This window comes from Sagittula marina, assembly GCF_014196795.1.
GTDB lineage: Bacteria > Pseudomonadota > Alphaproteobacteria > Rhodobacterales > Rhodobacteraceae > Sagittula > Sagittula marina.
The window spans coordinates 1-11448 of record NZ_JACIEJ010000030.1; the positions used below are offsets into that span (position 1 = coordinate 1).

The window sequence follows — 11448 nt, forward strand, 5'->3', positions numbered from 1 at the left end:
TGCCAACGTCCAACGCCGGAATTGCCGACAGACGCTGGACCACTTGCCGAACTCTGCCGGCAGGTCTCGCCACGGCGCTCCGGTGCGGGCAATCCAGAAAATCCCATCTAGAACAGGGCGGTGGTTGGTAGGTTTGCGTCCGTTCGGGGCGCGGACTGCCAGGATGAAACGCTCAAAGAACGCCCATTCCTCCTCCGACATCAAGTCTCGTGCCAAGAGGGTCTCCATCGCAGATACCAGCTTAAATCACGATCAGCGCGTCCTGTGAATCCCTTTTGTCAACACGCCCTAGGGAGGCAGGGCAGGACGAACGTGAAATCTCCGATCTGCTGGCTCAGGACTCGAAGGTCATGGGGTTGCATTATTCCAAGAATGCCGCGCTGGCCCGTAAGAACCGGAAGACGATGCAGGTCTGGGAGGAGGAATACGAACGACGTGCCAAGAAGGCAAAAGTGTCAAACCCAAAGAAAAAAGCGTCAAACCCTGACGAGAGGAGCTTATCAGATGACTAAAATCCATTTACTTTTCATGTATTTAAATGGTGCCCGGGGGCGGAATCGAACCACCGACACGAGGATTTTCAATCCACTGCTCTACCCCTGAGCTACCCGGGCACGGGCTGTGGGGCGTTGCCCCTTGGGTGAGGGCGGAATAGCCCCTCGCCAATCTGTGCGCAAGAGCAAAATTTCAGATTCTTTCATTGCGTTCTCATGCTTCCCAGAAGAACGGGATTAGGCTAAGCCGACGGCCATGACACGCGCTTCGAAAACCCTGCAAGACTTACTGAACCACGGCTTCGATACCGTGATTGACGTGCGTAGCCCTGCCGAATTCGCCGAGGATCACATTCCTGGCGCTATCAATCTGCCTGTGCTCGACAACGAGGAACGCGCCCGCGTCGGAACAATCTATAAGCAGGAAAGCCCGTTCAAAGCACGCAAGCTCGGCGCGGCATTGGTGTTCCAGAATGCCGCGCGGCATGTGGCCGGTCCGTTGGCAATTCACGACGGATCATGGCGGCCCTTGATCTATTGTTGGCGTGGAGGGCAGCGCTCGGGCACTTTTGCGTGGATGCTTAAGGAGATCGGCTGGCGTTCGGAATTGGTGGAGGGTGGGTACCGGACGTTTCGGCGACTGGTGGTGCAGTATTTATATGACAATCCGCTGCCGTTTCGCATGATCCAGCTTGGCGGATATACCGGCACAGCGAAGACCGCGTTGCTGCCACTTCTTCAGGCGCGCGAGGTGCAAGTGCTTGATCTCGAAGGGCTGGCGCATCATCGTGGTTCGCTTCTTGGCGGGTTGCCCGGTGGTCAGCCAAGGCAAAAAGGATTTGAAACCGCATTGGCGCAGGCCTTACTGGCCCTGGACCCAACCAGGCCAGTGGTTGTCGAGGCGGAAAGCTCCAAGATTGGTGATATTGTTCTGCCCCCCAGTCTTTGGGAGGTGATGAAGGCCTCGCCCTGGATCGAAGTGTTCGCCCCGACACAGGCGCGCGCGCATTATCTTGCGGAAGCCTATGCCGACATCCTCGCCGATCCGGAAGCGCTGGCTGAAAAGTTAAGCCCACTGCGTTTTCACCGGGGGCATGAACTCGTCGATACATGGTGTCGGCTGTCCCGCGATGGTCAGCTTGTCGAGCTGTGTGCGTCACTGGCGGAGGATCATTACGACCCTGCGTATCGCAAGGCGATGAAAGCTGTTGATCCGAAAGTTTTACAAAGCTTTACCACGGAGACGCTCGACCCTCCGGCGCTGGACGCGCTCGCAGATCGGATCGCAGCCCAGCTTGAGCATCATCAAACGACGGAAATCTGAAGCCGCTGTTGCGTCGCGGCGCTAGTGATTTCGCCGATATCGGCGGCCTCATAGCCGGCGTCGATCAAACTTTCCAAAACTTCGGGGGCGTCGTCAGCTGAAACTGTCGCCAGAAGGCCGCCTGCGGTTTGTGGGTCGAACAGCAAATCGTGGAGCGCGTCCTTCGGAAGCTCTGGCATGATCATGCGATTGGTGTCGTGCAATGAGGCGCGCAACCCGGTCTCGGCCAGATCCAATGCCCCCGTCATCAGCGGCACCGCGTGAAGCACGAGACGCGCATTCACCTGCGAATTGATGCAAATGTTGTGCAAGTGCCCCAACAAGCCGAAGCCGGTTACGTCCGTCATGGCATGGGCGTGGCGCAAAATATTTGACGCTGCACGCTGCGATTGGGTCATTCGGGACAGCGCTTGTGCCACCCAGTCGCCCTGAGCGAGGCCCTGCATCTCCGCGGCCATAATAAGACCAGAACCGATGGGTTTGGTCAGTAAAATCCGGTCGCCGGACCGTGCCCCGGCCAGCGTGATCGGCTTGCGTTCGCACCTGCCAAGCAGCGTAAACCCAATGGTCATTTCAGCACCCTGAGAGCTGTGACCGCCGACGATCTCAGCGCCTGCGTCGCGCATGACGTCTCGCGCTGCTGTCATGATCTCCTCCAACACTCGTGTGGCGATACGGCTGGAAGCCTGCCGAATAACAAGGTTGGCAGTGGCCGCGTGCGGTGTGGCGCCCATCGCCCAGATGTCGCCAAGTGCATGGTGTGCTGCAATTTTTGTCATTGCGATAGGATCGCGTACCATCTCACGAAGGTGGTCAGTACTTAAAACGGTCTGCGTATTGCCGATCTCGACCACGGCAGCGTCGTCGCCGGGAAGCGCGTCCGTGCCGTAAGGTCCAGCCAGTGCTGCGCGCAGAGCAGGTTGTCCCACTTTCGCTCCGCATCCTCCGCAGAGCGGCTTGCCCTTTAGCAAGTCGTCCAATCCGGCCGCATGGTCGCGCGGGATTTCGGGTGCGGACAAAGCGGGCAAATCGCGAAACTTGTTCATGAACGTCTGGTCTATTCGGTTTTTCAACCGCCAGACCCAAGGTCCTGAACACGTTATGCCATAGCGGTCACCCAGCGCCGCCTTTTTCCCCAAGGAAATGATTTTGAGATAGTCCGCTTGCGGGTGGTATTGCCGGGAGGGTCGTTGGCCAGACAGGCTGGCGCGCAGGTTGTCGAAAAGGATCGGCGCTTGCCGTACTGCATATACGCCGGCTTTCGGTCGGGGACTGGCCACCATATGGGCGCAGTCGCCGGTGGCGAACACGTCCTTTTCAGAACTCTCAAGCGTCTGAGCGATCTCGATAAACCCGTTCTTCAACGATAATCCTGTGTCGTTGAGCCAAGGGTGCGGCCGGGCCCCGGCTGCACCACAGACAAAGCGCGCAGGGATCATACCGCTATCCGTCTCCAAACCCTCCTCAGTCACGCGCTGAATTTTGGTGTTTTCATGCAACGTTACGCCTTGGTCTCGCATTGCCTTGCGTAGACGCCGGACAGACCTGTCGGGCAGTGTGCTTAAGGCTACTGAGTGTTCGACCAGATGTACTTTTGCTGGGCGATCGCGCTGTCGCAGAGCGTGGGCACATGCCATGGCAATCTCGACTCCCGCAACGCCGCCCCCGATGATCGCCACATCCGACGGTCCGTCTTGGTCCAAGAACGCGCGCCACCGTGAGGCAAATGGACCCAACGGTTTCGCAGGCACTGCGTGATCGGCGAACCCAATTACGTCAGGCATCCAAGACGTAACCCCAACGTCAATGGATGCGGTGTCAAAACCAATCTGTGTTCCTGAAGCGAGTGAGATACGATGTGCGAGCGGATCGAGAGCTACAGCGCGATCAGTGATAATCCGCGCCCCGGCGAAGCGCGCCAGCTTTACGAGGTCAATGTCCAGCGCTTCTCGCTTGTAGTGTCCGGCCAAATGGCCCGGTAACATGCCCGAATAGGGGGCTGTGGCTTCCGGATTGACAATGGTGACGCGTGTGCCGGGCAGGGGGGACATGCCCCAGCGTTTCAGCACCAACGCGTGGGTATGACCGCCGCCGATCAAAACCAGATCCCGAGTAAACGGCAAGTCCGTTGCCTGCATCTATTGCACCCCGTCGCCAAATTTGTCTTGACGGAGCCTATCTTGCACTGCCGTCCTATCCTCGTGTTGCTCTCTCCAGTAAGGTAGCGCAAGGCGACATTTGCACGCTAGATTGCGTGATAGTCAGAACAGAACGATGTCGTCGGTTTTGGCAGGACGCTCTGGCAGTTTGGGTTTCTCCACTGGCAATTGCTCCACATCGCCAGTCACCAGCAATTGCCGTACACGTCCCGTGGTGGGCCAAAAACGAATACGCCTCGCCGAGGTCCCTCCGGTACTCTCGGCGATACATGGGATTTCTTCGTCTGCAAGAAAGCCCTTGGCGAATTTAGCATTGGACGATCCGATGTCTCGGAGGTTACCCATCATGCTGGCACCGCCGAAAATTTTGGCCTGAATGCGAGAGCGTTCGGCCCCCTGTTTCAACATTCCGTTGATCAGCAATTCCATGGCGTAAGCACCGTACCGAACATTCGCGCCTTCCGCGCCCTCACGGCTGGGCAAAAGAAAATGGTTCATGCCGCCGATGCCGCGTATCGGATCAAACATGCACACAGCGATGCAAGACCCCAGAACGGTCGTAAGAATTTCAGATTCATCGTCGGAGATTGAGTAGTCGCCCTGGATGACGTTGACCAAACGTTCTGTTCCCGCATTCATCTGTGGAGATCCTTTCCTGTGAGGGGCGCGACATTGGCGGATTTTAAAAGCGCTGGGCCGATTTCCTCGATGGGCAGAACTTTCATTGCCGCTCCGCTTGCGACTGCGGCACGGGGCATTCCATAAACAACGCTGGTAGCTTCATTCTGGGCGATCGTACGCGCGCCCGCGTTGCGTAGCGCCTTCAAACCTTCCGCACCGTCTCTACCCATGCCGGTCAGCAGAGCTGCGCTTACATTTTGCGCCATAGGAACGGCAGAGTGGAACAACATATCGACAGATGGGATGTGGCCGGACATCGGTGAACCTTCGGAAAGACCGCAGATCCGACGCTTGCAATCTTCCATGACAAGGTGTCGGCGCGTTCCAGCGCCTACGGTCACGACGCCCTGACGCATGAGCATACTGTTTTCAGCAAGCTCGACCTTTGCTCGACATTGACGGTCTAGCAGGCCAGCGAGGCTTTCGCCGAATCCAGCACCGGTGTGTTGCACTATGAGCGTTGGCGGACAATCAGCCGGAAAACATGACAGTATGCACAACAAAGCATCGACGCCACCTGTACTCGCACCTATCAAGATCGTTTGAATAACATCCGTGTTCGAAGTTGGATTGTGCGCAGGTGCACTATCAGCGCGAGCTCGTGGCCGCGTTCTTATCCCGTTCGCGACGTTTTCGGTCAGCGTGTCCTGCAAGAACTGTCGCTTAGACGGGTCACGCGGTTTAGCAGCGGGCTGGCGAGTAACCTCCATACGGGTCAGGCTGAGCAACTGACGCAAAATTATCTCCTCAGGCACGTCATCGGATATCGAGAAAAGATCCGATGACGCGCGAGTTGTACCATTGGAAGCAAACTGGGATTTAGGCCCTTCAGGCGAGTTGATGACCAACCAGCGCACGTCCAAGGTGGAGAACAAGGCACGCATGACTTCGAACTCTGGCAAAGCAGCCAACCTAGCAGCTATAAGCACAACACGTGGGCGTTTTTCTTCTACCTCCGAGTAAGTGCTCATCAAATCGTATGTTTGAGCAATAACTTGAAACATAGGGTGCGCGCTTACCATACGCGTCATTCGTCTGCGTTGTGCTGCGTCGGGCAAGGCGACGACGATACTTCGGCGTGTCATTTCATCCCCTTTTTCGGAGCGACTGCTTGCCCATGACTATTGCCGCTGAGCGCGCGTCAGTAGCCATGGCACATCAGAACAATTCAGCGTGGCCCGAGACCGGGCTTTCCTTTGTCTTTCCTGCAAGCCGGACCGCCATGTCACGCAACGGGACGGCTTTAAGGGCCGGTCCGGGGTCGACCAAGCCGTCTGCAGTAGTCTCATGCGCGACGTGTATAAGAAAGTCCGACAGCGCCCCGAGCGATTGACGAAGCATATCCAACTCCTGCAGCATACTGATGGTTTGCCCATCCAGCGCGTCGGAGGTGTGTACGAAGACCATATCAAGTCCGTATTCAAGCCTCTCAAGACGTTCGTACAGGCCTTCTAGTTCACCAGCGACACGTTCCGTGGCCACTTTTAGTGGCAAATGTGTCTCGGCGCTTTTCATCAAAGGCGCCCTACCACGCTTTCAATACAAGCTTTCATCGAATCCGAGGTGAACGGTTTTTTGATCATATTGTTCAACCCAAGTTTCTTAGCTTCGTTGACGATTTCGGGTGTAGGTCGCCCGGTCACAAGGATGAAGCCAATCTTTTGAGTAGGACCGTTGGTTCGCACAGCTTTCAATAGGCCCAACCCGTCTAGGCCAGGCATATTGTAGTCCGAAAGCACTAGGTGAACTGGGCTTTTGCTTAGTTTTTCAAACGCACGCCGACCATCATTTTCGGTCACATAATTTTTGATGCCAATATCATCCAGTGCCTGAGTGATAAGACCACGACTGGTCGCCATATCATCGACAACCAAGATCCGAAGCGATTCCTTCAAGCCCATTTGAGCCTCCTTTTATGACGCAAGCCGGCTACCTGAGCCGGTTTTTCTGTAGCTGGTAATGCCGACGCCGGTAAGTTCCCTAGTGGCGGCCCCCGTGACCCGTTCGGAATGACCAATGAAAAGAAAGCCGCCGGGTACGAGCATTTCGCAAAAGCGTGACCAGAGGCGCTGCTGCGTCTCTTGATTGAAATAAATCGCAACATTGCGGCAGAAAATCGCATCGAACGGACCGTTGAAAGGCCAGTCGCTCATAAGATTCAATTCAGCAAAAGTGATTATCTCACGTAAATTATCGGACATGCCGAGTTCGTTATGCTCGGTCTTGTGTGTAAAGTTTTTCTGGAATAGCTCTGAAATGCCTGTTGCCTCCTCCTTGGGATAAATGCCTTGACGTGCGCGCGCGATGATCTTTGGGTCGATGTCAGTGGCAAGTATCTTTACGTTTCTGCGTGCGGCATCGGGCATCTTGTTGAGTAGGGTCATTGCAATAGAATAAGGTTCCTGGCCCGAGGAACATCCCGCGGACCAAATTCGTCCGCGACCACTCTCTTTGAGCCGGTCGAACATACTTGGGAAACCGTGATCTCTAAGCATTTCGAAGTGGTGGTTTTCGCGAAAAAAGCTCGTCACATTTGTCGTCAGCGCTGAGATCAATTCCAGCCTTTCATTATTTTCCTCACTTCGTTTGAGCAGTGCAAGGTAGTCTGGAAAGCTGTCCAACTCTCGCGCTTTAAGACGTTTTGACAGCCGGGAATAGACGAGTGGCTTTTTGCTTTCCGCAAGATTGAGTCCAAATTCCGCTTGGGCTAGGTCGGAAATTGCCCGAAAATCGGAATCGCTGAATGGGATATCCCGACCATGTCCTCCGACGGTTTGGGTCATAGAGATACACCCTTCCCGGCATCAAGAACCGCTTCTAGGTTCACGACCCGGACCATCGTATCATCTACCGAAATCATGCCCAATATACTATGCCGTGTGGCTTCCGACTTAATGTCGGGCGTTTCTTGTATAGCACTTTTTTCGACAGAAAGAATCTCGGAAACGGACTCGACTAATAGGCCAATGGTTGTGCCGTCCATAGCGGCAACGATCACAACGTTTCGTTCATTCGCTGGTGTGGCACCGAGCCCGAAACGCGCTGCCAAATCAAATATTGGTATGACTGCTCCGCGCAAGTTCATCACGCCTAACACATCGGCGGGCGTATGCGGCAACGCCGTGACTGGAGTCCATCGGCGGATTTCACGAATTTGGGTGATCTCTAGGCAATAGTTCTGACCTCCGGCAGAAAATGTGATGAATTCGAATTGCGTGTCGGCGCGCACTTCAGCTGTTTCAGACATGACTAAGCTCCGTCTTTGGGGGCTGTGAAAAGAGATCAGGCCCGGCAGAGTGGCCGAGGTTGATGATTTCTTCCGGGTCGAGAATCAGCGCGATTTTACCGTCGCCTAGAATGGTCGCTGCTGATACGCCAGGTATTGCTGCGTAATTGCTTTCCAAGCTCTTGATAACTACTTGCCGCTGATCGTGGATGGCGGTGACCCGCAACGCCGTCAGACCTTGTAGTTCAGTGCTGACCAACAAGAGGATACCCGTCCCACCAGAGTTGTCGCCGCTGTGCAATCCAAGGCTTCCTGCGACGTCGACAATGGGTACGTAAGATCCGCGGACCGATACGACATGGCTGTCCGTGCCGACCATATGAATGTCGCGAACATTGGGCCTGATCGTTTCTAGTATCGAAGAAATAGGAATGACCATCGTTTGGTCCGCTACGGAAATAACAAACCCATCCATCACGGCGAGCGTGAGTGGCAAAACAATCGTGAACGTCGTACCTTTGCCCTGCATCGAAGTAATCGACACGCGACCGCCCAACGCTTGAACAGCATTTTTGACGACATCCATACCGACACCGCGTCCGGAAAGGTTTGATACCTGCCCCGCGGTTGAGAAACCTGGCAGAAACAAAAGATTGTCGATCTCCGGGTCGGATAACTCTGCGTCCTTTGGTACAAGGTGTTTTTCGACCGCTTTCTCGAGAATTTTTTCTCGATTTAAACCGGCGCCATCGTCGGAAATTTCGATGAACACACTGCCAGAACGGTGCGCTGCAGATAGCCGAATGGTTCCGGTCGAATCCTTCCCCTCTGTTTCTCGAACCTCTGGTTTTTCCAGCCCGTGATCCACGGCGTTTCGGATCATATGGGTCAAAGGGTCAGCAAGGCGTTCGATGACAGTTTTATCCACCTCGGTGGAATCACCGACTGTGACGAGCTTAGCCTTTTTTCCGGTGGCGTCTGATGCTTCCCGCACAATCCGTGACATACGCTGAAACAACGGTTTTACGGGTTGTGCGCGAATCGCCATAACCCCTTCTTGGATGTCTCGGGCAAGTAGCTTGTAGGCTTCCAGTTCGTTCGTCAGATGCGCCACGGTTGGTAAATCAAGTTCTTCTATGCGTTGTGAGATCATGGCTTGGTTGATGATCAATTCACCGACTGTGTTGATCAGTCTGTCTACTCGGTCCAAATCCACACGCAGTGTCGGCTTTGGGCCGCGCGATTCCTTGCTGTTCGCAGAGGAGGCCTTTCCGCCTCCTGCGTCTGCTGGGCTCACTTGTGCAGGGGTGCCCGGGTTTTCCGTCGCAGGGACGTCGTCGAACGGGATATCGACCTCGACCGTCGGTGCCGTGACCGCGGAAGCTTGAGGCGAAATGCCTTGTGGTGCGTCTTCGACATTGACATCAAGTTCACACAGACCTTCGACAAATTCAAACACCTCGTGAAGTGTCGTCTCCGTCTCAGTGGTGAGCAAAGTCAGTTCCCACGCGATAACAGCATCGTTGGGATCGAAAGAGTCGAAATCGGGCAGGCCACTCAGGTCTGCGGTAACGCTTAGATCACCTAGTTCCGCCAAGGCATCGAAAATCAAAAGCGGTTCGTGACCATTTTCATATAGCGCCCGAGTTGGCTTGAACTTTATATTGAAGCTCCGTGCGCCACCTGCGCCTTCGTCGATATCGACAACTACTGCTGGTCCGTCAAAGTCAAGAGTTAGCGCGTCAAAGCTGAAGTCCTCCACGACAGACTTGCCGCCGAGATAGCTTTCGAGCTCTTTGATAAGGCCACTTTCAGCCTCTTCATTGAGAGGGCTATCGTCTCGAGCAGATGAGACAAGATCTTGCAACTGGTCACCGGAGCGGTGCGCCAGAGACATCATCTTCTCGTCAATGTGAAGTTCCTTGTCGCGCACTTTGTCCAGAACAGTTTCAAAAGCGTGGGCAAAGTTTACGAGCCGGTCGAGGCCGAACGCGCCCGCGCCGCCCTTGATTGAGTGGACCGAGCGGAACACCGCGTTAATCGTGTCCATTTCGTCCGGAGCTTCCTCAAGTAAGGCTAGCCCTTCTACCAATGCTTCGAGGAGCTCTTCGCATTCCTCAAAAAAGGTATCTCTAATCGAGTTCCCGCTCATCAGCCCATATGTCCTGTCAGGCGACGCAGCACCGAGACGAGCGATGCATCATCAAAGGGTTTCACGATCCAGCCGGTGGCCCCGGAGTTTCTGGCGCGGGATTTTAGCTGGTCGGAGCTTTCTGTCGTCAGCACGAGAATCGGTACGTTGGTGCGGTTTGGACCGCTGCGCAGCGAGTCGATCACTCCAAAACCATCCAGCTTCGGCATATTGATGTCGGTGATGACCACATCCGGGTCAACATCGGGGAAAATTTCCACGCCTTCCTGACCATCGCATGCGGAGTGAAATTCGAATCCGGCACCTTCAAGAGAGACTCTTAGCAAGTTGCGGATGGTGCGTGAATCATCGATCGCCAAGACCTTCGTCGTCATTGGGGCATCTCCCTGTCGAAATGATCGGAATTGAGCCCAAGCCGTTCGAGCCCTTCGCGGAAGCTGGGCGACGTGTCCGAAACCTCGAAGGGCACATCGTCGACCAACCATTGTTTCTGGGCCACTAGAAGAAGCTGTAACCGATGCGAATCCAGCCGACTGACGTCGCGGGCAGAAACGGTTACGGGGGCCTTCCTGGCATTGAGCAGGAAGGACACAAGCGGGTCTTCTCCAGAGCGGGCGCGTGTCGGTCCTAGAGCGTGAAAATTTATGTCTGGCATCGCGAACTGCATCCTTGGTGGCACGGTGTGCCCCCAATCGGTGGCACGTCTGACGCCAAGTAGAAATACGCATGCTGTCTTAACAAACGGTTCCGACATTTCAGGAAACCGCAGGGAATGTTCGCAGGCAAAATTGATCCGATGCACGCAATCTTATAACTAGCCAGATTCAAATATAATAAAGCAAAGACAATGGGTTGGTGTGCGTGTTGTGTGTCTTGAATATTTCTGGAAAAACCCGAGCCGCTTAGTATGAAAACTGAAAATTGTCGCGAAACGCGCGCTACACACGCCGTAAACTAGTTCCCGAAACCACATTTGGGTTGGCTTGATGACTTGAAGTTTCACGTGGGCAGGACGTTTATCGTTTGCGTTGAATGATTGGCGCTCGCTTCACCGCCGTCGGTTTTTGAAAGTTCGATTAGCGATGCATGCTCAAGGTTAGCCGCCTGCCTGATACTCGCTCACGGGGCGTTCGTTTGGTTTGGCGCAATTGGGTGGACCAAGTTTTTTGGGTATTATCAATCGATTTCGACCTGACCTGCTCCCTTTGGAGTCCGCGTTATTTAGTTCGCTCTGTTCAGGTTTTGGTCCTCTACTGACAGTTGGTGATACTCCCACGGGGTGAGCCCGTCGAGGCTCGTGTGGGGACTGACCTGCCGCTGAACTTTCATCCAGCCGCGACCGGAGTCCGAGGGTTGTTTACGCCGATTGGCGCAGGTTGAGCAATCGTCCGACGCGCGGAGCTTTCATCTCG

12 protein-coding genes and 1 tRNA gene are annotated in these 11448 nt (G+C 54.9%); 1 reads left to right on the forward strand and 12 read right to left on the reverse strand.

The genetic code is table 11. The features are described from left to right. Positions 1 to 228, reverse strand: a 228-nt coding sequence (locus GGQ68_RS23795; RefSeq protein WP_183970472.1) for a transposase, incomplete at its 3' end; no start/stop codon positions are given. A gap of 311 nt (positions 229 to 539) precedes the next feature. Continuing rightward, positions 540 to 614: transfer RNA gene (locus GGQ68_RS23800), tRNA-Phe, on the reverse strand. Positions 615 to 750: 136 nt separating this feature from the next. Between GGQ68_RS23800 and mnmH the strand changes: the two genes are divergently transcribed. Further along, entirely contained in the window at positions 751 to 1818 is a 1068-nt protein-coding gene (gene mnmH, locus GGQ68_RS23805; RefSeq protein WP_183970474.1) for a tRNA 2-selenouridine(34) synthase MnmH, read from the forward strand. On the opposite strand, the gene selD is transcribed toward mnmH, so the two are convergent. From selD to GGQ68_RS23855, 10 genes are all read right to left on the reverse strand, one after another. Then, entirely contained in the window at positions 1800 to 3956 is a 2157-nt protein-coding gene (gene selD, locus GGQ68_RS23810; protein ID WP_183970476.1) for a selenide, water dikinase SelD, read from the reverse strand. The two genes, mnmH and selD, sit on opposite strands and share 19 nt — an antisense overlap. Positions 3957 to 4079: 123 nt before the next feature. Further along, positions 4080 to 4616 (reverse strand): chemotaxis protein CheD, encoded by a 537-nt coding sequence (locus GGQ68_RS23815; RefSeq protein WP_183970478.1) that lies wholly within the window; start codon positions 4614 to 4616, stop codon positions 4080 to 4082. After that, entirely contained in the window at positions 4613 to 5662 is a 1050-nt protein-coding gene (locus tag GGQ68_RS23820; protein ID WP_246429541.1) for a CheB methylesterase domain-containing protein, read from the reverse strand. The genes GGQ68_RS23815 and GGQ68_RS23820 overlap by 4 nt, the downstream gene beginning before the upstream one ends. A 154-nt stretch (positions 5663 to 5816) precedes the next feature. Next, a complete protein-coding gene (locus GGQ68_RS23825) occupies positions 5817 to 6173 on the reverse strand; it encodes a hypothetical protein (RefSeq protein WP_183970482.1) in 357 nt (118 codons plus the stop codon). Beyond that, positions 6173 to 6559: a response regulator gene (locus GGQ68_RS23830; RefSeq protein WP_183970484.1), complete on the reverse strand. Its 387-nt coding sequence runs from the start codon at positions 6557 to 6559 to the stop codon at positions 6173 to 6175. Before GGQ68_RS23830 ends, GGQ68_RS23825 begins: the two co-directional genes overlap by 1 nt. A 12-nt stretch (positions 6560 to 6571) precedes the next feature. After that, complete coding sequence (locus tag GGQ68_RS23835; RefSeq protein WP_183970486.1) at positions 6572 to 7441, reverse strand: CheR family methyltransferase; 870 nt, start codon at positions 7439 to 7441, stop codon at positions 6572 to 6574. After that, positions 7438 to 7905 carry a chemotaxis protein CheW gene (locus tag GGQ68_RS23840; protein ID WP_183970488.1) on the reverse strand — a complete coding sequence of 156 codons (468 nt, stop codon included), beginning with the start codon at positions 7903 to 7905 and terminating at the stop codon, positions 7438 to 7440. The genes GGQ68_RS23835 and GGQ68_RS23840 overlap by 4 nt, the downstream gene beginning before the upstream one ends. Then, a complete protein-coding gene (locus GGQ68_RS23845; RefSeq protein ID WP_183970490.1) occupies positions 7898 to 10036 on the reverse strand; it encodes a chemotaxis protein CheA in 2139 nt (712 codons plus the stop codon). Before GGQ68_RS23845 ends, GGQ68_RS23840 begins: the two co-directional genes overlap by 8 nt. After that, positions 10036 to 10410 carry a response regulator gene (locus GGQ68_RS23850; RefSeq protein ID WP_183970492.1) on the reverse strand — a complete coding sequence of 125 codons (375 nt, stop codon included), beginning with the start codon at positions 10408 to 10410 and terminating at the stop codon, positions 10036 to 10038. The genes GGQ68_RS23845 and GGQ68_RS23850 overlap by 1 nt, the downstream gene beginning before the upstream one ends. After that, positions 10407 to 10691: an STAS domain-containing protein gene (locus GGQ68_RS23855; RefSeq protein ID WP_183970494.1), complete on the reverse strand. Its 285-nt coding sequence runs from the start codon at positions 10689 to 10691 to the stop codon at positions 10407 to 10409. The genes GGQ68_RS23850 and GGQ68_RS23855 overlap by 4 nt, the downstream gene beginning before the upstream one ends. Between the last annotated feature and the right edge of the window lie 757 nt (positions 10692 to 11448).